This is a genomic window from Agrobacterium sp. 22-223-1 (assembly GCF_053522385.1).
In genome coordinates this window covers 2405331-2428513 of sequence record NZ_JBNWCN010000001.1, presented here as the reverse complement: position 1 = coordinate 2428513, position 23183 = coordinate 2405331, and the positions used below count along the sequence as shown (strand labels likewise).

Below are 23183 nucleotides of genomic sequence, written 5' to 3'. Positions count from 1 at the left end.
GCCGCGTCGCCGGTGTTTCCCGCCGGGAAGGTCAGGCCTGATTTCGATTGTCCGGGCGTGGGGAAAGGCGTATTTTACGGAGGTTCCGACCGTGAGCCGGAGGCTTTTACGCGCACGCACCCCGTGCGGGTGCGGGCGGCACTTGCAGGGAGGAAAAAATGGCCCGCCAATATATCGATTGCCGCGAATTCCCCAGTGACAGCAGATGCACCGTCGCCATCTCCGCCGATTCTCCGGAGGAACTTATGGAAGCGGCCGTGCAACACGCCGTGGCCGTGCACGGCGCGAAGGATACGCTTGAATTCCGTGAAGAAGTCCGCCGGAGCATGCATGCCGGGACGCCGCCGTTGAAGGTGGCGTGATTGCTGGCACACCCGAATATCTCCGCCGTCATGCCGGACTTGATCCGGCATCCAGTCGGCGCGCGTCTGCGCGACGAGAAGAGTCTTTTCAGCTCAATGACTTGAGCTTGCTGGACCCCGGCTCAAGGCCGGGGTGACGGCGTGTGGATGCTCCGTTTTGGCCAAAACATCCGTCGATACGTAGATAACTGACATAACGCTCGTTATGTCTGCCCATTTACCCCTGAATAACATCCGCCCATTCGGCATGGCGCAATGTCTGGGCCTTGAAGAACGGGCAGAGCGGAATGATTTTCCAGCCGCCCTTGCGGGCTTCATCGATCGCATGGGCGGCAAGTGCCTGGCCGACGCCTTTGCCGCGCAGCGCATCGGGCACGCCGGTATGGTCGATGATGATGAGGGAAGGGGAGGTGCGCGAATAGGTCATCTCGGCCTTGTGGCCGTCGATGGTCGCCGAATATTCGCCGTGCGATCCGGTTTCGGTTGTCTTGATGTCCATGATGAGCGCCTTCCGCATTGCTGTTCGTTGTCGCCACTGTACCGGCTTCAGCCTGAATTGAAACAGCGGGATAGCGAACGCAGCGGACACAAACCGGCGACAATCGCCGGCTTTGTTGGGCAGTTCTCAGGAGGAAATCCGAAATCGAACCGAAAACCCCGTCGATAATCCGGCGGGGCGTTCTGGAAACTCGGTCTGGGCGCGTTTTCGCGCCGGCGCACTGTTTTAGTGGCGATATTGCTGAATGCGCGTGGTGCGCAGGCCGGCAAGGCCATGATCGGCAATCGAGGACTGCCAGGACAGGAATTCTTCGACGGTGAGCGTATAACGCTCGCAGGCTTCCTCGAGGCTCAACAGTCCACCGCGTACCGCTGCAACCACCTCCGCCTTTCTGCGAATGACCCAGCGACGGGTGTTGGCAGGCGGAAGATCCGCGATCGTCAGAGGGCTGCCATCGGGGCCGATGACATATTTAACTCGTGGGCGTATCATTTCGGTCATTGGACACTCTATACAAACTCAAGACCATATGACGGGAACTCTATCCCGGTACCTTTAAAAATTGCCTAAGCAGCTCTAGACAATTTATTAAGAATTTGAACGGTTTCGCCTGATTTGTTCGAGTCGCCTTATTTTGCCGGGAAAAAATTTTTCCAAAAATCGCAATTTTTCTCTCTCATCGGTTGTTTCCGTCAGAGTGCCGCAAGCGAAAGGCACGTTTTCCCGCTGCCCTGGGTAAATTCCGCCGTTCCCTCATGCTGCAGCCGCAGGCGGTCACCGGCGTCGAGGGAAAGGATGGAGGTTGCCGACTGCGATGTGCCTGATGTCGATGCATTGCCGGCGATGCCGAAGCTGGCCGCCGCGCCATTGATGAAAAGCGTCACCCGGTGGCCGGAGGAGGAGACCACGGCGAGCGTCAGGGCCGCCAGATAAGGGCCCTTTGCCGGAACCACGAGTTCACGCCCGCCGCCGCTCACCGCATCGCCGAGCGCAAAGCCGCCCTCGGCGATGGAGAGCACGGAAAAACCTGCCGCCGCGCCATTGGCGGGTTTCGTCGTGCCCGCCGGCAGGCCGGCGACGGCGAGCGGGCGGTTCGGCATCGAGACCCGGCCATCGCCGCTGCAGAGAAGTGCGGTGTGCCATGAGGCGCCATCCTTGCTGGTCTTGATCGAAAACCCGTCATTGCCGGCAAGGCCCATTTCCGCCCGGCCGCTCCAGCCGGACTGGAACAGCAGCGAGGCGGTATCGGCCTTGCCCGCCTTGTTGATCGTCATGCGGTGGCTGCCACCTTCTTCGGCGTGGGTGAAGAGGCTGGCGGGGGCGGTGAGCGCCAGCCGGTTGGTGGCGTCGGCCTCCGTGCCGATGCCCAGCCTTTCCAGCCGGCCGGCGGCCGGCAGCGGCATGTCGCGCCAGTTGCCGTCGCGCAGGATGCGATATTTGCTCTCGGCCGCAAACCACGCCGTCCAGCCCGGTTGCGGCGCGATAGAGAGCCAGGCGCCATCCTGCCGGAAGGCGAGCCTGCCGCCCTTGCCGGCCCAGTCGCCCGTGGCATCGGCGGAGAGGAGGAAACAATCCCCTTCCGCGCCGTTATCGGGCGGCGCGGTGACGATGGCCTTGATGACCAGTTGCACGATCGCATCCAGCCTTTGCAGGGCTTCGTTGTGGGTGACGTGTTTCTGTGCCTGCGAGGGGAGAATATAGGGAAGCCGAAGTCTCGCCGTCTGTTCCGTCATGATGTGCCTTCCGCGCTGCGGTGTTTCGTTGCGGGGCATTGTGGGGCGGTGGGTTGGGGTGGGGATGAGTGGGGATGGATTATTTTTGGGGGGCCTTGGTGTGTGTGGCTTCACCCCCCTCTGTCCTGCCGGACATCTCCCCCACAAGGGGGGAGATCGACTTGCGGCGATGTCTCGGTCATCTCGATCTTTGAGTATGGAGTGGTGACGGTGCGCCTTGCCGATCTCCCCACCTGTGGGGGAGATGCCCGGCAGGGCAGAGGGGGGTAAACCGCACACACGGAAACTCATCAATGCCGCACGTCACAAGAGCCGCAGGAAACCCCGAGCGCCTGTTACCCCGCGTGTTCCACCGCCATCGCCCCTTCGGCAATGAAATCCGGATTGGCCAGCGCATCCTCGCCGTCACCCCTTACCGCATATGCAAGCGGCCTGCCCTCGCAATCGAGCGTCCTGCCGCCTGCAGCGCGCAGCACGGCGTCGCCGGCGGCCGTGTCCCACATCATGGTGCGGCTGAAGCGGGGGTAGATGTCGGCAGCGCCCTCCGCCAGCATGCAGAATTTCAGCGAGGAGCCGACGGAGATGCAGTCCTTCAGCCCGTGTTCGGCCACGAAGGCTTCCGTTTTCGCCGTGCAATGCGAGCGGCTGATCAGCGCCACGGGGGAGGCGCCGCGCTGGCGCGCGCGGATGGGGTGGCGCGACAGGATGGCGCCTTCGCCGGAAATGGCGAGCTTTTCGGCGGCGTTGTCCTCGCCCGTCCATGCCTGCCCGCGGCAGGGGGCGTAAACCACGCCGGCCACGGGAACGCCATTGCGGATGAGCGCGATGTTGACGGTGAAATCGTCCTTGCCGGAAATGAATTCCTTGGTGCCATCCAGCGGGTCGACGAGAAAGAATTCCGCGCCGGTTTCCGGCAGGATGCCGCTCGATACCGCCTCTTCGGCAACCACGGGGATGTCGGGAAAATGGGCGGCAAGGGCCGCAAGAATGATCGCCTCGGCGCGCTGATCGGCCTCGGTCACCGGCGAGCAGTCGTCCTTATACGACACATGCGGGCCGGCACGGTGGACCGCCATGATGGCCTGCCCGGCGTCCAGCGCCGCTTTCGTCAATATGTCGATCATCTCTTTGCCAATTGATCCCGTCTGCGGGATATCGCCGTTCTGATCTTCGCTACTCCTTTGCCCGCTGCCCGTCAAATAATGGCGTCGGACAATGCTGAAATAAGCATCCGGCCGTCATTTTTTCAGCACTTCCTGCCAAAATCATGGCTCTTTTGACCGGGAAAGCGGCAGTCCATGTGGAAATTCCAAATTTTGTGCAGGATCGCCCGTTTTTGACTTCACATTTTTAACGAACACGATATGCATTTTGGGGGTGGGGGCCTGCCTGCAAGGGCGCTCCTATAATTAACATAACGAGGCGTGGCCCATTCGAGGTCGTGCCCGGGGGAAAGACATGGAGTATTTTATCCAGCAGCTCATCAACGGGCTGACTCTTGGATCGATCTACGGCCTCATCGCTATCGGCTATACGATGGTTTACGGCATCATCGGCATGATCAACTTCGCCCATGGCGATATTTTCATGCTCGGCGGCTTCGCCGCGCTGATCGTTTTCCTGATCGTGACATCCTTTGTCGCCGGCATTCCGGTGGCGCTTCTTCTGCTTCTGATGATGGTCGTCGCCATGCTGATGACCGGCCTGTGGAACTGGGTGATCGAACGCGTCGCCTATCGCCCGCTCAGAGGCTCCTTCCGTCTTGCACCGCTGATCACGGCCATCGGCATGTCGATCGCGCTGTCCAACTTCATTCAGGTGACGCAGGGTCCGCGCAACAAGCCGATCCCGTCGATGGTGACGGAAAGCTATCATTTCGGCGCCGTCACCGTGTCGCTGAAGCAGCTCATCATCATGGTCGTCACCTCGGTGCTGCTCTTCGCTTTCTGGTATATCGTCAACAAGACACCGCTCGGCCGGGCGCAGCGCGCCACCGAACAGGACCGCAAGATGGCGGCGCTGCTGGGCGTCGATGTCGACAAGACGATCTCCATCACCTTCATCATGGGTGCGGCGCTGGCCGCCGTCGCCGGTACGATGTATCTGATGTATTATGGCGTGGCCTCGTTCAGCGATGGTTTCGTCCCCGGCGTCAAAGCGTTTACAGCAGCCGTTCTCGGCGGCATCGGCTCGCTTCCGGGCGCTGTTCTCGGCGGCCTGCTGATCGGCCTCATCGAATCGCTGTGGTCGGCCTATTTCTCCATCGCCTACAAGGATGTCGCTGCATTCGGCATCCTGGCTTTCGTGCTGATCTTCAAGCCGACCGGTATTCTCGGTCGTCCGGAAGTCGAGAAGGTGTGATCCCATGACCAATATCGCTTCCGACAACGCTGCTTCCAGCCCGAGCCTGATGGCGGCGGCTGTGAAGGAGGGCCTGATTGCGGGCCTCATCTCGTTCGGCATGTTCATTCTTTATGTCGGCATCGTCACCTATCAGGATATCAACAACCAGCTGATCTGGGGCACCCGCTGGGGGCTTCTGGCGGTCTTCGTCGGCATTGCCGCTGTCGGCCGTTTCCTCGTCGTTGGCTTCATCAAGCCGTCGCTGGACCGTCGCAAGCTGGCCAAGGCCAAGAGCGGCGTGCTGGAGATTTCCGAAGAGAAGGGCTTTTTCCACAAGCACTTCCTGAAGCTGGCGCTGGTCCTGCTGCTGCTTTATCCCGTTATCGCCGTGCAATTGTTCGGCTTTCAGGGTTCGCTGAAATTCGTCGACAATTTCGGCATCCAGATCCTGATCTATGTGATGCTGGCCTGGGGCCTCAACATCGTCGTCGGCCTCGCCGGCCTGCTCGATCTCGGTTACGTGGCCTTTTATGCGGTCGGCGCCTATTCCTATGCGCTGCTCTCCAGTCATTTCGGCCTGTCCTTCTGGGTGCTCCTGCCGGTCGCCGGCATTCTCGCGGGTTTCTGGGGCATCATCCTCGGTTTCCCGGTGCTTCGTCTTCGCGGCGACTATCTGGCAATCGTGACGCTCGCCTTCGGTGAAATCATCCGCCTCGTGCTTTTGAACTGGACGGATGTGACCAAGGGCACCTTCGGTATTTCGGGCATCGCCAAGGCCTCGGTCTTCGGCATCTGGTCCTTCGATGTCGGCGCGTCGAACAATTTCGCCAAGGCCTTTGGCCTGTCGATGTCGTCGGCCTATTACAAGATCTTCCTGTTCTACGTGATCCTGCTGCTTTGCATGCTGACGGCCTATGTGACCATCCGCCTGCGCCGCATGCCGATCGGCCGTGCCTGGGAAGCGCTGCGCGAGGATGAAATCGCCTGCCGTTCGCTCGGTATCGATACCGTCATCACCAAGCTCACCGCCTTTGCGACGGGCGCGATGTTCGGCGGTTTCGCCGGCTCCTTCTTCGCCGCGCGTCAGGGTTTCGTTTCGCCGGAAAGCTTCGTGTTCCTCGAATCCGCCGTCATCCTCGCCATCGTCGTTCTCGGCGGCATGGGCTCGCTGACTGGTATCGCCATTGCGGCGCTGGTCATGGTCGGCGGCACCGAGCTTCTGCGTGAAATGGAGTTCCTGAAGCATGTCTTCGGGCCCGACTTCACGCCTGAACTTTACCGTATGCTGCTCTTCGGCCTTGCCATGGTCATCGTCATGCTGTTCAAGCCGCGCGGCTTCGTCGGCTCGCGTGAACCCACGGCCTTCCTCAAGGAACGCAAGGCCGTCTCCGGCAGCTTTACCAAGGAAGGTCACGGTTGATGGCTTCCGGAACGGCAACAATGACACCCAATACGACTGGCGATACGATCCTCAAGGTCGAACATCTCTCGATGCGCTTCGGCGGCCTGATGGCCATCAACGACTTCTCGTTCGAGGCGAAGCGCGGCGAGATCACGGCGCTGATCGGCCCCAACGGTGCGGGCAAGACCACGGTCTTCAACTGCATCACCGGCTTCTACAAGCCGACCATGGGCATGATCACCATGCGCCAGCAAAGCGGCGAGGCGCATCTTCTCGAGCGCCTGCCGGATTTCGAAATCACCAAGAAGGCCAAGGTGGCGCGCACCTTCCAGAACATCCGCCTGTTTTCTGGCCTCACGGTTCTGGAAAACCTGCTGGTGGCGCAGCACAATGCGCTGATGAAGGCTTCGGGTTACACGATCCTCGGTCTTCTCGGCCTGCCCGCTTACCGGCGGGCGGTGGATGCCTCTATCGAAAAGGCCAAATACTGGCTGGAAAAGGCCGATCTGATCGACCGCGCCGACGACCCGGCCGGCGACCTTCCCTATGGTGCGCAGCGCCGTCTGGAAATCGCCCGCGCCATGTGCACGGGGCCGGAGCTTTTGTGCCTCGACGAGCCGGCCGCCGGCCTCAACCCGAAGGAATCGCTGGCGCTCAACGCGCTCCTGCGCGGCATTCGCGACGAGGGCACGTCGCTGCTCCTCATCGAGCACGACATGTCCGTGGTGATGCAGATTTCCGACCATGTGGTGGTTCTGGAATATGGCCAGAAGATTTCCGACGGCACGCCGGACCATGTGAAGAACGACCCGAAGGTCATCGCCGCCTATCTGGGTGTCGAGGATGATGAAGTGGAAGACGTGATTGCGGAAGAACTCGACGGAGGAGCGGCCTGATGTCCGGTGAACCGCTTCTGAAAGTCCAGGGTGTCGAAACCTATTACGGCAATATCCGTGCTCTGGCCGGTGTCGATGTCGAGGTCAAAAAGGGTGAGATCGTCAGTCTGATCGGCGCCAACGGCGCCGGCAAGTCGACGCTGATGATGACCATCTGCGGCAGCCCGCAGGCGCGCGCCGGCCAGGTGATCTTCGACGGCGAGGATATTACCCATCTGCCGACCCATCTGATCGCGCGCAAGCGCATTGCCCAGTCGCCCGAAGGCCGCCGGATTTTCCCGCGCATGACGGTGCTGGAAAACCTGCAGATGGGCGCCAATCTCGACAACCTGAAATATTTCAAGGAAGACGTCGAGAAGATCTTCGTGATGTTCCCGCGCCTGAAGGAGCGCCAGAGCCAGCGCGGCGGCACGCTTTCCGGCGGCGAGCAGCAGATGCTCTCCATCGGTCGCGCGCTGATGGCGCGGCCGAAGCTCCTGCTGCTGGACGAGCCGTCGCTCGGTCTCGCACCCTTGATCGTCAAGGGCATTTTCGAGGCGATCAAGAAACTCAACCAGGAAGAGGGGCTGACCGTCTTCCTCGTGGAGCAGAACGCCTTTGCCGCGCTCAAGCTTTCCGACCGCGCCTATGTGATGGTCAACGGCAAGGTAACGATGAGCGGTTCGGGCAGGGAACTGCTCGCCGATCCGCAGGTGCGCGCCGCCTATCTCGAAGGCGGACGGCACTGAAAGATTTTACTTGCGCCGGAAATTTTGCGGCGCAAGACTGCAAACGGCGACCTGTCGTCCTTTCGGCCAAACCTTAAGGATCCATGGCGGGGTGCAAACAATAAAATGCCCGGCGGGAAAACGACGGGACGACAGACAAGGCAGGGTCAGGGCGTTTCAGCCCGGCACTGATGGGGAAAGAGATGCAGGGCCTTTTTTTCGAAACGGATAACGGCGTGCGGTATGTTCTGCGCGCGCTGGTTGTTCTTCTGGGTTTCTGGACGGCATGGCGCACGGGCAAGTCCGTGGCCGATGGCTGGGGCGGTTATACGCGGGTGGTGATCTATACGCTCGCTCTGGGTGTGGTGATGCGGTTTCTGCATCACGCGCTGTTCAACGGGCCGTTCATCAACGGCTTCTATTACGTGTTTGACGTCGTTCTTCTTCTGGTTTTTTCCAGCGTCGGTTTCCGCACGCGCCGGACAAGCCAGATGGTCAATAACTACTATTGGCTTTACGACCGGACATCGGCATTTTCCTACAAGAAGAAAGATTGACAGGCGGATTTTTCCGGCTGCACAATGCTCGTCAGAGTGGAACAGTTTCCTGTTCAGTGAAGGTGGGTACTGAACAGGTCCTTGCAATCAACCCATCCAAAGGAACTGGGAGTAAAGTAATGAAGAAGTCTCTTCTTTCCGCTGTTGCGCTGACCGCCATGGTCGCGTTTGGCGGTTCGGCCTGGGCCGATGTCGTGATCGCTGTCGGCGCACCGCTGACCGGCCCGAACGCTGCTTTCGGCGCTCAGATCCAGAAGGGTGCCGAACAGGCCGCGAAAGACATCAATGCCGCCGGCGGCATCAATGGCGAGCAGATCAAGATCGTGCTGGGCGACGACGTATCCGACCCCAAGCAGGGTATTTCGGTTGCCAACAAGTTCGTCGCTGACGGCGTGAAATTCGTTGTCGGTCACTTCAACTCCGGCGTTTCCATTCCGGCTTCTGAAGTTTACGCCGAAAACGGCATTCTCGAAATCACACCCGCCGCAACCAACCCGGTCTTCACCGAGCGCGGCCTGTGGAACACGTTCCGTACCTGCGGCCGTGACGACCAGCAGGGCGGCATTGCCGGCAAGTACCTGGCCGATCATTTCAAGGACGCCAAGGTCGCCATCATTCACGACAAGACGCCTTACGGTCAGGGCCTTGCCGATGAAACCAAGAAGGCTGCCAATGCGGCTGGCGTGACGGAAGTCATGTATGAAGGCGTCAACGTCGGCGACAAGGACTTCTCCGCGCTGATCTCCAAGATGAAGGAAGCCGGCGTTTCCATCATCTACTGGGGCGGCCTGCACACCGAAGCCGGCCTCATCATCCGTCAGGCGGCTGACCAGGGCCTGAAGGCCAAGCTCGTTTCGGGCGACGGTATCGTCTCGAACGAACTTGCTTCCATCGCCGGCGACGCCGTCGAAGGCACGCTCAACACCTTCGGCCCCGATCCGACGCTGCGCCCGGAAAACAAGGAACTGGTAGAGAAGTTCAAGGCCGCCGGCTTCAACCCGGAAGCCTACACGCTCTACTCCTATGCCGCGATGCAGGCGATTGCCGGTGCGGCGAAGGCCGCCGGCTCCGTGGAGCCGGAAAAGGTTGCCGAGGCCCTGAAGTCCGGCACCTTCCCGACCGCGCTCGGCGAGATCTCCTTCGACGAGAAGGGCGACCCGAAGCTTCCCGGCTACGTCATGTACGAATGGAAGAAGGGTCCGGACGGCAAGTTCACCTACATCCAGCAGGGCAGCTAAGCCCTTCTGCGACACCCTATCGAAGCCCGGCAGCGATGCCGGGCTTTTTGTTTGCGGTCTCGGCCATACTAGGGACAACAAGGCAGGAAACTAATCCTCTCGGGAACTGCAATGAGGGATGGCAATGACGACAAAGCGAGCCGTGTCGCTCTTCCTTGTTTTCGCCGTGCTGGCGACGGCGCTCGTTGGCCTGCATTTCTTCAGCAAATCCCGGACGACGCAATTATTCGGCGGCATCATCGCAAGGGTCGAAACAGCGAGGCCGATGGTGGCGCTGACTTTCGACGACGGGCCGTCGGTGCGTTTCACGCCTGATGTTTTGACTCTTCTGAGGGAGCGCGGGGTAAAAGCGACTTTCTTTTTGACGGGTCAGGAGACCGAAGAAAATCTGCCGCAGGCGCGCATGATCGTCAGCGACGGGCATCAGATCGGCAACCATAGTTACACGCATTCCAACATGATGCTGATGGGGCCGGCGCGGATCGGGGACGAGATCGAGCGCACCGATGCGGCCATTCGGGCTGCGGGTTATGAAGGCGAGATCATGTTCCGCCCGCCCTATGGCAAGAAGCTGCTCACCTTGCCTTGGTATCTTTCCCGGCATGACCGGAAAACCATCATGTGGGATGTCGAGCCGGAATCCTTTCCCGATGTCGCCGAGGATGCTGCCGCCTTCGCCAGACACGTCATCGAGCGGACCGGAAACGGCTCCATCATCATCATGCATGTCATGTATCGAAGCCGCGAGATATCCAGGCAGGCTTTGCCCTTGATCATCGACGGTCTGCGTCAACGCGGGTTTGAGTTTGTCACCGTCTCGCAATTGCTCGAAAACCGCTGAAGCCCATTCTCTTGCCAGGACGCTTCAGTCGATCCGCGTCAGAATAAAGTCCGCACGTTCCCCTATGCCGGATTTCGGAAGCACGGAAATATCGTAGCCAAGCTCGTCATAGTCGCGGAGCAAACGCTCATATTCCTCGACCGCCGCATCGAAGCCATGCTTGCGCTCGCTGTCGCCCCTGTAGATTTCCAGCCATGGCGGGGTGAGGAAGACCAGACGATTATAGCGGTGTGCAACCCGCAGCGTCTCGATGAAGGCATCGCCGCTTACATGGCGAAGCGCTGAGGCGGCGTCGATCAGGCCGCGATCGAAGAAGACCGGGCCTTCCGGAGGGGCTTTTTGCCGGTCTTCGAGCGCCATGGCGATGGCGCGGCGGGCGAAGGCTTCGATGTCGATCCACGGCAGGGCCGTGCCGCCATTGCGGGTTTCTTCGATGACGATGCGGCGGCCGGGCTCTTCCACGGTGGCGAAACCGCGTTGGGCAAGCTCGGCGAGAAGCGTGGATTTTCCGCCGCCGGAGCAGCCGGAAAGGATGATGAAACGGTCCATTGGATTTCTATCCTGTGATAGGGTTCAGGTGGTTCGAACGGTGATTTTTGGGTGGGGGTTGCCACTTGTTTCTTCTCCCCGAGGGGGAGAAGGTGGCCCGGAGGGTCGGATGAGGGGGCAACGTTGCCGGATTTCGGAGAGCTTGCCCCCTCATCCCGCTGCCGCGGACTTCTCCCCCTCGGGGAGAAGAAACAAGGGGCCGCCGCTCCACCAATGAGCGGACGCTGCGCTCAAGGAGAAAATATATGTTGGCCGAACCTTACCACACTCAGCGCTGTCGTCACCCCTGATGCAATATATGCGCCGCCTTCACGGCCGCCGATGCGCGGTTTTCCACCCCGAGCTTCACATAGATTTGCTCCAGATGCTTGTTCACCGTTCTCGCGGAAAGGCCGAGAATATCGCCAATATCGCGGTTGGACTTGCCCCTGGCGATCCACAGCAACACTTCCGATTCCCGGGCGGTGAGGGAAAAATGCTCGCGCAGCAGGTGGTCGCCGGATTTCTCATTGGCGGCGGTGAGGCGGAAGAGGAATTCATCCGGCCCCATGGCGCCGAGGAAGGACAGTTGCAGGGCGGGTCGCCCGGCCTCGGTGATCGTCAGCGGCACGTCGCGGCCGGTTTCCGCCGCCGCCCGTTCTGCGAGCCAGCGGCCAATATGGCTGGTGACGATTTCCATGCCGTCATCGCGGCCGGTGGCGGCGTTGACGAGCCGCGTCGCCTGCGGTGTCGACCAGTGGATGGCACCATTGGCGCGGACGGCGAGCAGGTGGCGGCCGGCGGCGTCGAGCGCGACGCGGGCGCTTTGCGCCGAACGGGCATTGGAAAGGTGCACGCGGATACGGGCGCGCAGCTCGTCTATATTGATCGGCTTGGTCAGATAATCGACGCCGCCGGATTCGAGCGCCCGCACCACATGTTCGGTCTCGGTCAGCCCGGTCATGAAGATGACGGGCACCTGCGCCACCGCCGCATTGGCCTTCAGGCGGCGGCAGGTTTCGAAACCGTCCATGGCCGGCATGACGGCGTCGAGCAGGATGATATCGGGCGTGATGCGTTCGGCAATGTTGAGCGCGGCCTGACCGGAGGTGGCGATGAGGGCGGAAAAGCCTGATTGTTCCAGCGCATCGGTGAGGAATCCCAGTGCTTCCGGGCTGTCATCCACCAGCAATACGATGTCTCTCGGGGCTGCCGCCGCCTGACCGCTCATGCCTTGCCGTCTCCCATGTCGCTATCTGCAAACCGTTTGAGAAAATGCGCGTAACCGGCCAGATCGAAGGCCTGCACATAGGTGCCGAGCTCCTGCGTGAAGGGCAGGTTTTCCGTGTTGCGGGCAAGATCGGCGAGTTTCGCCTCGATGCCGCGTATGTAGCCTATTTCGCCGAGCCGCTGCAAATCCTGAATGTGAATTGCGCCGGGATGCACGATCTGCGCTACGGGCGGCGGCGATGGCGGGGGCGGCATATCCGCCTCGTAGATCCATTTCAGGCCGAGATGCACGGCAAGCCTGTCGCAAAGCTGGCGGATATCGACGGGCTTGGCGATGGCGTCATTGTGATTGTCTTCTCCAGCACCCGCCACTGTCCCGTCGCCGATGTTGGCCGAGAGCATGATGAGCGGTGCAGTCTGGCCGGCTTCACGCAGTTTGGTCACAAGCTGCCAGCCGGTCATGCCGGGCATGGAAATATCGATGAGGAAAAGGTCCGGCTTCACGCCTTCGATGAGCGTCAGGCATTCCGGCCCGCTTTGCGCGGTCAGCACCACGAAATCGAGCGGCACCAGCACCTGCCGCATCAGCTCGCGATGATCCTCGTTGTCATCGACCACGACGATGGTGCGGCGCGGGCCGGAATAGGAGCGGATGGTCTTTTCCGCCGCCGGCGCCGTGCTTGGCCGGTGCACGGCAGAGAGCATGAGGCGCACGCGGAAGGTGGAACCTTCATCCTTTGCGCTGGAAACGGAAATTTCGCCGCCGAGCGTATTGGTGAGGAGCCTTGTGATGGTCAGGCCGAGGCCGAGGCCCGGCATGGGGCGCACGCTGTCTGCCTCGCCGCGCTGGAAGGGTTCGTAGATGCGGGCGAGGTCTTTTTCGGCAATGCCGCGGCCGGTATCGGAAACGGTGAAGCTTGCCACCTGGCTGCGATAACCGACATCGAAGGTAACGGCGCCCTCATCGGTGAATTTGATGGCGTTGGAGATGAGGTTGACGAGGATCTGGCGCAGCCGCTTTTCATCGGTGCGGACATATTGCGGCAGGGCCCGCGACCGGTCATGGCGGAACTCCAGCCCCTTGGCCTGCGCCTGCGGGCGAAACATGTCGACGATCTGGTCGAGGAAATCCTGAATATTGATCTCGTTGGAATAGACCTGAAGCCGCCCGGCCTCGATCTTGGAAATATCGAGAAGCCCATCGATCAGGCCGGACAGGTGATCGGCCGAGCGGCGGATGACCTTGATTGCCGATTGCCGTGGCGGGGGGATGGTGTCGTCGCGCTCGAGAATCTGGGCATAACCCAGAACGGCGTTGAGCGGCGTGCGCAATTCATGGCTGAGGCCGACGACATAACGGCTCTTGGCGCGGTTGGCGGCCTCGGCCGTTTCCTTGGCGTCCTGAAGGGCGGCGTCGGTCTTCTTGTGGGCGGCGATTTCCTTGAGCAGCAATGTGTTCTGGCGCGAGGATTCCTCTTCCGCCACAACCCGGCTGTCATGGGCAAGCACGAGGAACCAGCAGACGATGCCGGCAATGACGGCGAAGACAAAAAACACGATGAGGATGGTGCGGTTCACCACATCGGCCGTTTCCGGCGAGGCGGTGCCGACCTGATGGGCGATCATCGCCAATATGCCGCCGATGGCGGTGACGGCAATCGCCGCCGCCATGCCGTAGCGTCCGAGCCGGGTGGCGAGTTTGGCCACCAGCTGATCCGGCAGGAAGGATTTCGCGACGGTGGCGACCTGATAGTTCAGCTTGGCTTTCGGCTTGCACATGTCATGGCAGCGGCTGTCCAGCGAGCAGCAGAGCGAACAGATCGGCGCGGCATAGGCCGGGCACCAGGCCATGTCTTCCGGCTCGAAAGGGTGTTCGCAGATGGAGCAGGTGATGCTGCTCTCCTCACGCCACTTCTGGCGCGGTTTGCGGGCGAGATAAAATTTGCCCTTCGTGCCCCAGGCAATCAGCGGCGAGGCGATGAAGGCGACGATCAGCGTCAGATAGGGCGCGAGCGATGCGGCGAGCGGGCCGAAGGCGCCGAAATGCGCCATCAGCGCGATGGTGGCCGAAAGCGCCATGGAGCCGACGCCGACGGGGTTGATGTCGTAAAGATGGGCGCGCTTGAATTCGATGCCGGGCGGGGCAAGGCCGAGCGGCTTGTTGATGAAGAGATCGGCGGAAATGGTGCAGAGCCAGGCCATGGCGATGATGGAGAAGATGCCGAGCGTTTCTTCCAGCAGCCGGTAAATGCCGAGCTCCATCAGAAGCAGCGCGATCGCCACGTTGAAGACCAGCCAGACGACGCGGCCGGGGTGGCTGTGGGTGAGGCGCGAGAAGAAGTTCGACCAGGCGAGCGAACCCGCATAGGCATTCATGACGTTGATCTTCAGCTGCGAGACGACCACGAAGGCGACCATCAAAAGCATGGCGGCCGTCTCGTTGGGGATCATGTAACCGAAGGCGGTGAGATACATCTGCGCCGGATCGGCGGCGCGATCCACCGAGACGCCGGAACTGAAGGTGAGCACCACGAGGAAGGAGCCGGCGAGCAGCTTCGGCACGCCGACGACGACCCAGCCCGAGCCCGCCAGGAAAACCGCAATGCGGTGGCGCAGGCGGCTTTGCCCCTCGGCCGGCAGGAAGCGCAGGAAGTCCACCTGTTCGCCGATCTGCGACATCAGCGCCAGAATGACGGCGGAGGCCGCACCGAATTCCACCAGATTGAAATCCGCGACCGTTCCCGGCGGGCCGGAGGCGTGGTGAATACCGGCAAAGGCACGCCAAAGATCGTATTTCTCCCAGTCCATCAAAGCGATGAAGACGAAGGGCAAAATGTTCAGCACGATCCAGAAGGGCTGGGTGACGATCTGGAAACGGCTGATGAGCCGCACGCCATGGGTGACGAGCGGAATGACCATGACGGCGGAGATGATATAGCCGATCCACAGGGGAATGCCGAGCGCCAGTTCCAGCGCGCCGGACATGATCGACGCCTCGATGGCGAAGAGCATGAAGGTGAAGGCGGCATAGATCAGCGAGGTGATGGTGGAGCCGATATAACCGAAGCTTGCGCCGCGCGTCAGAAGATCGATATCGACGCCGTGGCGGATGGCATAACGGCTGATCGGTAGGCCGACGGCGAGCATGGCGATGGCGGCGACGAGGATGGCGTAAAAGGCGTTGGTGGTGCCGTAGGAGAGCGTGATGGCGCCGCCGATGGCTTCCAGCGCCAGAAAAGAAATAGCGCCGATGGCGGTGTGGGAAATGCGGTTGGAGGAAAATTGCCGGGCGCTCTTGGCGGTGAAGCGCAGCGCATAATCTTCCAGCGTCTGGTTGGCGACCCAGCGGTTATATTCGCGCCTGACGGGGATGATGCGTTGCCGTGCGGCCATGCCTATCTAGCGCCTTTCCGCAACGGGCCTCTCACAGCCGCACCGACATGCCGCCATCCACCGTCAGCACATGGCCGTTGACGAAGGAGGCCGCGTCGCTCGCCAGAAACAGGGCAGCACCGGCGATTTCATCCGGCCGGCCCCAGCGCTCCAGCGGCACCCGCAGCTTGGCGAAGGCCACCATCTCAGGATTTTCGGCAAGGGCGGCATTGGTTTCGGTGGCGAACATGCCGGGTGCGATGGCGTTGCTGGTGACGCCGCGCGCGCCATATTCCACGGCAATGGCGCGCATCAGCCCGGTCAGCCCCTGTTTGGCGACGGGATAGATCGCATCCCCCGGCCGGACGATATGGCCGAGAATGGAGGTGATGGTGATGATGCGGCCGTAACCATTGGTGTTCATGGCCTCCGCCGCATCGCGCGATAGCGAGATGGAGGAGGTAAGATCGGTCCGGATCAATTCCAGCACGTCCTCGTCGCTGAATTCGGCAAGCGGGCGGCGGTCGCGCGCGCCGACATTGTTGACGAGGATATCGAGATGGCCGAACTCGTCCATGATACGGCGGACGAGGGCGCTGCCGGCTGCGGTATCGGCAATATCGAAGGCGGCGTAATCGGCCTTGCCGCCAGCCTTGCGCAACGTGTCGACCGCCTGTTCCAGCGTTTCGGCATTGCGGCCGGTCAGCCACACATGCGCGCCCGCTTCGGCAAAGGCGCTGACAATTTCAAAACCGAGGCCGCGGCCGCTGCCGGTGATGATGGCCGTGCGGTTTTCGAGAGAGAATTTCTGGAGAATGCCCATCGCTCACCTTCTTGCTTTAGAGCGTCGAACCGAAAACGACGGTGCGGTTTTCGGAAAATCCGAGGCTGTTGGTCAAAGCCACGCCGCTTGTTTGAGCTTGCGTATGGGAAGACTATGCCGTGTGCGGCACTCGGCGAAAGGTCGCCTGACCGGCCCGGCCGTTCGGTGGACAGAAAAATGGCGTCGCCCGGTTGCGGGCGACGCCATGTCTTGGCTTATCAGGCAGCAGCCGACTTTGCGAGCGGCACTTCTGCGATCGTCTTCAGAACGACGGAAGCGATCTGGTAAGGGCAGCCTTGAGAGTTCGGACGACGGTCTTCGAGGTAACCCTTGTAACCGTTGTTGACGAAGGAATGCGGAACGCGGATCGACGCGCCACGGTCGGCAACGCCGTAGGAGAACTTGTTCCACGGAGCGGTTTCGTGCTTGCCGGTCAGGCGCAGATGGTTGTCCGGACCGTAAACGTCGATGTGCTCTTTCCAGTTCTTGGCGAAAGCGGCCATGAGGGCTTCGAAATATTCCTTGCCGCCAACTTCGCGCATGAACTTGGTGGAGAAGTTGCAATGCATGCCCGAACCGTTCCAGTCGGTGTCGCCGAGCGGCTTGCAATGGAATTCGACGTCGATGCCGTACTGTTCGCAAAGACGCAGCAGCAGGTAACGGGCGATCCAGATCTGGTCGGCGGCACGCTTGGAGCCCTTGCCGAATACCTGGAATTCCCACTGGCCCTTGGCCACTTCGGCGTTGATGCCTTCGTGGTTGATGCCGGCTTCGAGGCAGAGATCGAGGTGCTCTTCAACGATTTCGCGGGCAACCGAACCGACATTCTTGAAGCCGACGCCGGTGTAATAAGGACCCTGCGGAGCCGGGTAACCCTGTTCCGGGAAGCCGAGCGGGCGGCCGTCCTGGTAGAAGAAATATTCCTGTTCAAAGCCGAACCATGCGTCCTCGTCGTCGAGGATGGTTGCGCGGCTGTTCGAAGCATGCGGGGTGACGCCATCGGGCATCATGACTTCGCACATGACGAGTGCACCGTTGGAGCGGGCCGGGTCGGGATAGATCGCGACGGGCTTCAGCACGCAATCCGACGAGTGGCCTTCGGCCTGCTGCGTGGACGAGCCATCAAAGCCCCAAAGCGGCAGCTGCTCGAGTGTGGGGAATTCGTCGAATTCCTTGATCTGGGTCTTGCCGCGCAGGTTGGGGACCGGCTTGTATCCGTCCAGCCAGATGTACTCGAGTTTGAACTTAGTCATTACGAACCTCTCATAGGTAACAATGCGAAGCCTTGAGGCCTCCCGTGGCTTTGGCCACCGAAGCGCATTCGCGTTCAAGGGCTGACCCCTTAGATGCATGCCGCGTGCCAGATTGGCGATATCAGGCGATTTTTTCGAAAAATCTTTCAGGCCCCCTGTCGCGCAGGAGCCTGGATATCACGCGTGGCTGGTTCTGCTGCACTGCGGCAGGCAAATTCACCCCTCATGTTTCATCATTGAATCCTGATAGATAGCCGGCGTCTCCCGGCGGAATGCCCTGCTGCGGTGCAATGATTTCGGTTGCGCGCGAGGGATTGGCATTTGCCCCAAAAACCGGCGCTTTCGGAATGGTTTTTCTTGTAGATGAGACGATTAATGCCTATATTTTTCGCAAGGTGATTTTTTTTTAATCAAACGGAGCGAATCTGGCCTTTGCGGGTTAGCTCCACACATAAAGTGCTTCGATGCAAACAGAGTGAGATGATCGAAATGGCAACTGGCATTCATCGCGAGACGGCAACGATCTATCAATTCCCGGTCGGCGGGCGCGCGGGTCTTTCCAAGTTCCGTAACAGCGCGCTGAGCGAGCTTGAGCGTCAGGCGCAGGAGCCGCATATCGATTTCGGTTCGTGGTATCACGACGATGCGATCCGCGACGAAGAGCGGAACGACAAGCCGCATTCCTGATGTGAGACCGTGCCGCGCATTTCTTCTCCCCGGCGGGGAGAAGGTGGCCCGAAGGGTCGGATGAGGGGGCAACCCCTCCGTATATCGCGGCGCTCGCCCCCTCATCCCGCTGCCGCGGACTTCTCCCCGGCGGGGAGAAGAAACAAGCTGAGGCCTCCTGCTTCACAGACATGCCCCTTCAGGTTCAGCTTATTCCCAAACACCCCCCTGCATCTTTCGCCACCCCGCCTACGTCAATTGACGTATACGGTTTCGCTCCCACGAGATCGATAGTCCCTCCCAGCAGCGGCCGCAGATGCCGCTGAGCCTCCACGAGAGGCCAAACAAGGAGAGGGGTTCTTCCGATGATATTCCGCAAGACGCTTAGTGCCGCGCTGCTTGGCGCGATCCTGTCCACCACCGCCTTCCACGGCGCTTTTGCCGCTGACGACACCATCAAGGTCGGCGTGCTGCATTCGCTGTCCGGTACGATGGCGATTTCAGAAACGACGCTGAAGGACGCCATGCTGATGCTCATCGACGAGCAGAACAAGAAGGGCGGCGTGCTTGGCAAGAAACTCGAAGCCGTCGTGGTCGATCCGGCTTCCGACTGGCCGCTCTTTGCCGAAAAGGCCCGCCAGTTGATTTCGCAGGACAAGGTCGCCGCCGTTTTCGGCTGCTGGACGTCTTCCTCGCGCAAGTCGGTTCTGCCGGTCTTCGAGGAACTGAATTCGATCCTGTTCTATCCGGTTCAGTATGAGGGTGAGGAATCCTCGCGCAACATCTTCTACACGGGTGCGGCGCCGAACCAGCAGGCCATTCCGGCCGTAGACTACCTCGCCAATACCGAAGGCGTCGAGCGCTGGGTTCTGGCCGGTACGGACTATGTCTATCCGCAGACCACCAACAAGATCCTGAAGGCCTACCTGATGTCGAAAGGCGTCAAGGAAGAGGACATCATGATCAACTACACGCCGTTCGGTCATTCCGACTGGCAGACGATCGTGTCCGACATCAAGAAATTCGGCTCGGCCGGCAAGAAGACCGCCGTGGTCTCCACCATCAACGGCGACGCCAACGTGCCTTTCTACAAGGAACTGGCGAACCAGGGCATCAAGGCTGAAGACATTCCCGTCGTCGCCTTCTCGGTCGGCGAAGAAGAACTTGCCGGTCTCGATACCGCACCGCTGGTCGGCCACCTTGCCGCCTGGAACTACTTCCAGTCCGTCGATGCGCCGGTCAATGCCGAATTCATCAAGACCTGGCATGCCTTCACCAAGAACGACAAGCGCGTGACCAACGACCCGATGGAAGCCGCCTATATCGGCTTCAACGCCTGGGTAAAGGCCGTCGAATCCGCCGGCACGACGGATACGGACAAGGTTCTCGACTCGATTATCGGCGTTTCCGTGCCGAACCTTTCGGGCGGTTACTCCACCGTCATGCCGAACCACCACATCACCAAGCCGGTGCTGATTGGCGAAATCCAGGCCGATGGCCAGTTCGAAATCGTGCAGCAGACGCCGCAGGTCGTGGGTGACGAGTGGTCGGATTATCTGCCGGACTCGAAGGATTTGATCTCGGATTGGCGGAAGCCGATGTCTTGCGGCAACTTCAATGTGGCCAGTGGGAAGTGCGGCGGCAAGGGTAGCTGATTAGCCTCGGGGGATGGTGCCGCTCCCTCTTCGTTGGGGGCGGTGCTTCAATAGTTGAAAACTGAACAAGCGTGCCCCCCTCTGCCCTGCCGGGCATCTCCCCCACAGGTGGGGAGATCGACTCGTGGCTAGGCCCCGCATTTCTCTTCGGTCGAGATAGAGCGATGCGAGCGCACCTTGCCGATCTCCCTCCTTGTGGGGGAGATGCCCGGCAGGGCAGAGGGGGGTAAACCACATACTCAAGTGGCATTACCCACAAACGCCCTGTCGTAAAACGCCCAAGGAACCCGACATGACGATCCGATCTTTTCTCGGAGCCATCTTCCTCTGGCTCACCCTGGGGATCGCAGCCCAATCCTTCGCGCAAAGCGAGCCGAAGGCGCTGATCGATGCGCTCGGCACGGCGGATTTCAAGCAGGCCGAAGTGCTGATCGGGCAGATTGCCGCCACGGGCGATGCGCGTGTCGTGCCGGCGCTCGAGGCTTTTGCGGCGGGCGATCTTTACGTGCGCAAGGCCGACAATCTGGTTTTCATGACGAAACCGGCAGGCTCCAATTTCACGCTGATCGACCCGCTGACGGGCGAAAGTGCGGGTGAAGCGCCGAAGGCGGCTGTCAGCAAGATCAAGGTCAACAATAATCTGCGCCGGGTCATCCGCGCCGCACTTGGCGGGCTGACCCTGCTCAGCCCGGAAAAATCCGTGCGGCTTTCCGCGGCAGACGCCGTTCTGAAAGCGCCGAGCGCGGAAAATCTCGAATTGCTGGAAGCGGCCATCGCCAAGGAGACCGATACTGAGGTGCGGACCCGGATGGAGGAGGCGCGGGCTGTCTCGCTGCTCTCCTCCGAACGGTCGCTCGAACAAAAGAAAGAGGCAATCGCCACCATCAAGAGCCTTGGCGGGCGCGATGCCATCGGCATTCTCATGGCGGCTTCCTCGTCGGTGGATCAGAGCCTGAAGTCGGATATCGACAGCGCCATATCGAGCATCGAAAGCTCCCTTGCCTTCTGGGACTATGCGCAGAACGTCTGGTACGGCCTGTCGCTCGGTTCCGTTCTGCTGCTCGCCGCTATCGGCCTTGCCATCACCTTCGGCGTCATGGGCATCATCAACATGGCGCATGGCGAGATGGTGATGATCGGCGCCTATTCCACCTTCATGGTGCAGGAGGTGATCCGCACGCATTTCCCCGGCCTGTTCGACTGGTCGCTCGCCATCGCTCTGCCCGCCGCCTTTCTGGTGACGGCCTTCGTCGGCCTCGTGATGGAGCGCGGCGTCATTCGTTTCCTTTACGGGCGACCGCTCGAAACGCTTCTCGCCACCTGGGGCATTTCGCTCATCCTGCAACAGGGCGTGCGCTCCATCTTCGGGCCTACCAATCGTGAGGTCGGCAGCCCGAGCTGGATGTCCGGCTCCTTCAGCGTCGGTTATCTCAATTTCACCTGGAACCGGGTGTGGATCGTCTGCTTCTCGCTTTCGGTGTTCTTCGCGCTGCTGGTTCTCCTGAAGCGCTCCTCCTTCGGCCTGCAGATGCGCGCCGTGACCCAGAATCGCCGCATGGCCTCTTCCATGGGCATTCGCACCCCTTGGGTGGATGCCTTCACCTTCGCGCTCGGTTCGGGCGTCGCCGGTCTCGCCGGCGTGGCGCTGTCGCAGATCGACAATGTCTCGCCCAATCTCGGCCAGAGCTACATCATCGACAGTTTCATGGTGGTGGTGTTCGGCGGCGTCGGCAATCTCTGGGGAACGCTGGTCGGCGCCCTGTCTCTCGGCGTGCTCAACAAGTTCCTCGAGCCGACGGTCGGCGCCGTGCTCGGCAAGATCCTCGTGCTCGTTCTCATCATCCTGTTCATCCAGAAGCGGCCGCGCGGTCTCTTCGCACTCAAGGGAAGGGCGATCGAAGCATGATTACCGGCTTCCTCCTGCGCGCGCTCGACCGCCGCATCTCCATCGCCATCGGCATCATTCTGGCCATTGCCGTGCTGGTCCCGGCCTCCAACCTGCTACTGCCGGCCGATAGCGCATTCCGCATCCCGACCTATATCATGTCGATGCTGGGCAAATATCTGGCCTATGCGCTGCTGGCGCTCGCGCTCGATCTCGTCTGGGGTTACTGCGGCATTCTCTCGCTCGGCCATGCCGCCTTCTTCGCACTCGGCGGTTATGCCATGGGCATGTATCTGATGCGGCAGATCGGCACGCGCGGGGTCTATGGTCATCCGGTGCTGCCTGATTTCATGGTGTTCCTCAACTGGAAGGAACTGCCGTGGTTCTGGCAGGGTTTCGACATGTTCTGGTTTGCGGCGCTGATGGTGCTGGTGGTGCCGGGGCTGCTGGCCTTCGTGTTCGGCTGGTTCGCCTTCCGCTCGCGCGTCAACGGCGTTTATCTTTCCATCATCACGCAGGCCATGACCTATGCGCTGCTGCTTGCCTTTTTCCGCAACGACATGGGCTTCGGCGGCAATAACGGCCTTACCGATTTCAAGGATATTCTCGGCTTTTCCGTGCAGGCGGATGGCACGCGGGCCGTATTGTTTGCCATGACGGCCGTGATGCTGGCGTTGTCGCTGCTGATCGCATCGGGCATCGTCAATTCCAAATTCGGCAAGGTACTGGTGGGCGTGCGCGATGCCGAAAGCCGGGTGCGTTTTCTCGGTTTCAGGGTGGAAAACATCAAACTCTTCACCTTCGTCGTTTCGGCCATGATGGCGGGTATTGCCGGTGCGCTGTTCGTGCCGCAGGTGGGCATCATCAACCCCGGCGAATTTTCGCCCGCCAACTCCATCGAAGTGGTGGTGTGGACGGCGGTGGGCGGGCGCGGCACGCTGATCGGACCGATAATCGGCGCTGTCCTGGTCAATGGCGGCAAGAGCTATTTCACCGGCGCTTTCCCCGAATTCTGGCTGTTTGCGCTGGGTGGGCTCTTCATTGCGGTGACGCTATTCTTCCCCAAGGGCATCGTCGGCACGCTGCAACACTATCTGGCCCGGCGGCGCGAAAAGCGGGTCGCGCTTGCGGCAGGCGACGCCCAGCCGGGCAATGACAGCGGCTCGACAGTGGCGCAACAGGCGGCGGAGTGA

General features: G+C 60.8%; 21 protein-coding genes. 12 read left to right on the top strand and 9 right to left on the bottom strand.

What is annotated here, in order from left to right; all coding sequences use genetic code 11:
- The first annotated feature begins 158 nt into the window (after window positions 1-158).
- On the top strand, window positions 159-362 hold the full coding sequence (locus tag ACQZ60_RS12015; protein ID WP_003522925.1) for a DUF1059 domain-containing protein: 204 nt from the start codon (window positions 159-161) through the stop codon (window positions 360-362).
- A gap of 217 nt (window positions 363-579) precedes the next feature.
- Here the strand turns inward: ACQZ60_RS12015 and ACQZ60_RS12010 are convergent, their stop codons facing one another.
- From ACQZ60_RS12010 to cysQ, 4 genes are all read right to left on the bottom strand, one after another.
- A complete protein-coding gene (locus tag ACQZ60_RS12010; RefSeq protein ID WP_003522924.1) occupies window positions 580-861 on the bottom strand; it encodes a GNAT family N-acetyltransferase in 282 nt (93 codons plus the stop codon).
- Between the two features lie 225 nt (window positions 862-1086).
- Window positions 1087-1362 carry a CtrA inhibitor SciP gene (sciP, locus tag ACQZ60_RS12005; protein WP_003491799.1) on the bottom strand — a complete coding sequence of 92 codons (276 nt, stop codon included), beginning with the start codon at window positions 1360-1362 and terminating at the stop codon, window positions 1087-1089.
- 191 nt (window positions 1363-1553) lie between these two features.
- A complete protein-coding gene (locus tag ACQZ60_RS12000) occupies window positions 1554-2594 on the bottom strand; it encodes a DUF2793 domain-containing protein (RefSeq protein ID WP_448735293.1) in 1041 nt (346 codons plus the stop codon).
- Between the two features lie 335 nt (window positions 2595-2929).
- Complete coding sequence (cysQ, locus tag ACQZ60_RS11995) at window positions 2930-3718, bottom strand: 3'(2'),5'-bisphosphate nucleotidase CysQ (protein ID WP_065656759.1); 789 nt, start codon at window positions 3716-3718, stop codon at window positions 2930-2932.
- Window positions 3719-4052: 334 nt separating this feature from the next.
- Here cysQ and ACQZ60_RS11990 point away from each other — a divergent pair, with 334 nt between their 5' ends.
- The 7 genes from ACQZ60_RS11990 to ACQZ60_RS11960 all read left to right on the top strand — a co-directional run bounded on the left by ACQZ60_RS11990 (window position 4053) and on the right by ACQZ60_RS11960 (window position 10578).
- Complete coding sequence (locus ACQZ60_RS11990) at window positions 4053-4955, top strand: branched-chain amino acid ABC transporter permease (RefSeq protein ID WP_059754529.1); 903 nt, start codon at window positions 4053-4055, stop codon at window positions 4953-4955.
- 49 nt (window positions 4956-5004) lie between these two features.
- Window positions 5005-6357, top strand: a complete 1353-nt coding sequence (livM, locus tag ACQZ60_RS11985; protein ID WP_371259707.1) for a high-affinity branched-chain amino acid ABC transporter permease LivM — start codon at window positions 5005-5007, stop codon at window positions 6355-6357.
- Entirely contained in the window at window positions 6357-7235 is an 879-nt protein-coding gene (locus ACQZ60_RS11980) for an ABC transporter ATP-binding protein (RefSeq protein WP_003522919.1), read from the top strand. Before livM ends, ACQZ60_RS11980 begins: the two co-directional genes overlap by 1 nt.
- Window positions 7235-7963, top strand: a complete 729-nt coding sequence (locus ACQZ60_RS11975) for an ABC transporter ATP-binding protein (RefSeq protein ID WP_003522918.1) — start codon at window positions 7235-7237, stop codon at window positions 7961-7963. The genes ACQZ60_RS11980 and ACQZ60_RS11975 overlap by 1 nt, the downstream gene beginning before the upstream one ends.
- A 182-nt stretch (window positions 7964-8145) precedes the next feature.
- Window positions 8146-8499, top strand: a complete 354-nt coding sequence (locus ACQZ60_RS11970) for a DUF6867 family protein (protein WP_003522917.1) — start codon at window positions 8146-8148, stop codon at window positions 8497-8499.
- Window positions 8500-8618: 119 nt separating this feature from the next.
- The gene (locus ACQZ60_RS11965; protein WP_003522916.1) at window positions 8619-9737 is read left to right on the top strand and encodes a branched-chain amino acid ABC transporter substrate-binding protein; all 1119 of its coding nucleotides are present in this window, start codon (window positions 8619-8621) and stop codon (window positions 9735-9737) included.
- A gap of 124 nt (window positions 9738-9861) precedes the next feature.
- A complete protein-coding gene (locus tag ACQZ60_RS11960; RefSeq protein ID WP_448735292.1) occupies window positions 9862-10578 on the top strand; it encodes a polysaccharide deacetylase family protein in 717 nt (238 codons plus the stop codon).
- A gap of 24 nt (window positions 10579-10602) precedes the next feature.
- Here ACQZ60_RS11960 and ACQZ60_RS11955 read toward each other — a convergent pair whose 3' ends face one another.
- The 5 genes from ACQZ60_RS11955 to ACQZ60_RS11935 all read right to left on the bottom strand — a co-directional run bounded on the left by ACQZ60_RS11955 (window position 10603) and on the right by ACQZ60_RS11935 (window position 17784).
- Window positions 10603-11127: an AAA family ATPase gene (locus tag ACQZ60_RS11955; RefSeq protein WP_448735291.1), complete on the bottom strand. Its 525-nt coding sequence runs from the start codon at window positions 11125-11127 to the stop codon at window positions 10603-10605.
- Window positions 11128-11407: 280 nt separating this feature from the next.
- The gene (locus ACQZ60_RS11950) at window positions 11408-12337 is read right to left on the bottom strand and encodes a response regulator (protein WP_035260385.1); all 930 of its coding nucleotides are present in this window, start codon (window positions 12335-12337) and stop codon (window positions 11408-11410) included.
- On the bottom strand, window positions 12334-15729 hold the full coding sequence (locus ACQZ60_RS11945; RefSeq protein WP_448735290.1) for a hybrid sensor histidine kinase/response regulator: 3396 nt from the start codon (window positions 15727-15729) through the stop codon (window positions 12334-12336). Before ACQZ60_RS11945 ends, ACQZ60_RS11950 begins: the two co-directional genes overlap by 4 nt.
- Window positions 15730-15760: 31 nt before the next feature.
- A complete protein-coding gene (locus tag ACQZ60_RS11940; RefSeq protein ID WP_448735289.1) occupies window positions 15761-16531 on the bottom strand; it encodes an SDR family oxidoreductase in 771 nt (256 codons plus the stop codon).
- A 218-nt stretch (window positions 16532-16749) separates the two neighbouring features.
- Entirely contained in the window at window positions 16750-17784 is a 1035-nt protein-coding gene (locus ACQZ60_RS11935) for a glutamine synthetase beta-grasp domain-containing protein (RefSeq protein WP_035260390.1), read from the bottom strand.
- A 480-nt stretch (window positions 17785-18264) separates the two neighbouring features.
- Here ACQZ60_RS11935 and ACQZ60_RS11930 point away from each other — a divergent pair, with 480 nt between their 5' ends.
- The 4 genes from ACQZ60_RS11930 (at window position 18265) to urtC (ending at window position 23183) form a co-directional block, all read left to right on the top strand.
- Entirely contained in the window at window positions 18265-18471 is a 207-nt protein-coding gene (locus ACQZ60_RS11930; protein WP_196380298.1) for a DUF2735 domain-containing protein, read from the top strand.
- A gap of 344 nt (window positions 18472-18815) precedes the next feature.
- Window positions 18816-20105, top strand: a complete 1290-nt coding sequence (gene urtA, locus ACQZ60_RS11925; RefSeq protein ID WP_035219970.1) for an urea ABC transporter substrate-binding protein — start codon at window positions 18816-18818, stop codon at window positions 20103-20105.
- A 292-nt stretch (window positions 20106-20397) separates the two neighbouring features.
- A complete protein-coding gene (gene urtB / locus ACQZ60_RS11920) occupies window positions 20398-22011 on the top strand; it encodes an urea ABC transporter permease subunit UrtB (protein ID WP_448735288.1) in 1614 nt (537 codons plus the stop codon).
- A complete protein-coding gene (gene urtC / locus ACQZ60_RS11915) occupies window positions 22008-23183 on the top strand; it encodes an urea ABC transporter permease subunit UrtC (protein WP_174057288.1) in 1176 nt (391 codons plus the stop codon). Before urtB ends, urtC begins: the two co-directional genes overlap by 4 nt.

Bases quoted from the DNA above. Each gene is read 5' to 3' on its own strand.
- ACQZ60_RS11975 (WP_003522918.1), top strand. From the start codon at position 7,235: ATGTCCGGTGAACCGCTTCTGAAAGTCCAGGGTGTCGAAACCTATTAC.
- ACQZ60_RS11965 (WP_003522916.1), top strand. From the start codon at position 8,619: ATGAAGAAGTCTCTTCTTTCCGCTGTTGCGCTGACCGCCATGGTCGCG.
- ACQZ60_RS11940 (WP_448735289.1), bottom strand. From the start codon at position 16,531: ATGGGCATTCTCCAGAAATTCTCTCTCGAAAACCGCACGGCCATCATC.
- ACQZ60_RS11950 (WP_035260385.1), bottom strand. From the start codon at position 12,337: ATGAGCGGTCAGGCGGCGGCAGCCCCGAGAGACATCGTATTGCTGGTG.
- ACQZ60_RS11945 (WP_448735290.1), bottom strand. From the start codon at position 15,729: ATGGCCGCACGGCAACGCATCATCCCCGTCAGGCGCGAATATAACCGC.
- ACQZ60_RS12010 (WP_003522924.1), bottom strand. From the start codon at position 861: ATGGACATCAAGACAACCGAAACCGGATCGCACGGCGAATATTCGGCG.
- ACQZ60_RS12000 (WP_448735293.1), bottom strand. From the start codon at position 2,594: ATGACGGAACAGACGGCGAGACTTCGGCTTCCCTATATTCTCCCCTCG.
- sciP (WP_003491799.1), bottom strand. From the start codon at position 1,362: ATGACCGAAATGATACGCCCACGAGTTAAATATGTCATCGGCCCCGAT.
- ACQZ60_RS11960 (WP_448735292.1), top strand. From the start codon at position 9,862: ATGACGACAAAGCGAGCCGTGTCGCTCTTCCTTGTTTTCGCCGTGCTG.
- ACQZ60_RS11955 (WP_448735291.1), bottom strand. From the start codon at position 11,127: ATGGACCGTTTCATCATCCTTTCCGGCTGCTCCGGCGGCGGAAAATCC.
- urtB (WP_448735288.1), top strand. From the start codon at position 20,398: ATGACGATCCGATCTTTTCTCGGAGCCATCTTCCTCTGGCTCACCCTG.
- ACQZ60_RS11980 (WP_003522919.1), top strand. From the start codon at position 6,357: ATGGCTTCCGGAACGGCAACAATGACACCCAATACGACTGGCGATACG.
- urtA (WP_035219970.1), top strand. From the start codon at position 18,816: ATGATATTCCGCAAGACGCTTAGTGCCGCGCTGCTTGGCGCGATCCTG.
- urtC (WP_174057288.1), top strand. From the start codon at position 22,008: ATGATTACCGGCTTCCTCCTGCGCGCGCTCGACCGCCGCATCTCCATC.
- ACQZ60_RS11970 (WP_003522917.1), top strand. From the start codon at position 8,146: ATGCAGGGCCTTTTTTTCGAAACGGATAACGGCGTGCGGTATGTTCTG.
- livM (WP_371259707.1), top strand. From the start codon at position 5,005: ATGGCGGCGGCTGTGAAGGAGGGCCTGATTGCGGGCCTCATCTCGTTC.
- ACQZ60_RS12015 (WP_003522925.1), top strand. From the start codon at position 159: ATGGCCCGCCAATATATCGATTGCCGCGAATTCCCCAGTGACAGCAGA.
- ACQZ60_RS11935 (WP_035260390.1), bottom strand. From the start codon at position 17,784: ATGACTAAGTTCAAACTCGAGTACATCTGGCTGGACGGATACAAGCCG.
- ACQZ60_RS11930 (WP_196380298.1), top strand. From the start codon at position 18,265: ATGATCGAAATGGCAACTGGCATTCATCGCGAGACGGCAACGATCTAT.
- cysQ (WP_065656759.1), bottom strand. From the start codon at position 3,718: ATGATCGACATATTGACGAAAGCGGCGCTGGACGCCGGGCAGGCCATC.
- ACQZ60_RS11990 (WP_059754529.1), top strand. From the start codon at position 4,053: ATGGAGTATTTTATCCAGCAGCTCATCAACGGGCTGACTCTTGGATCG.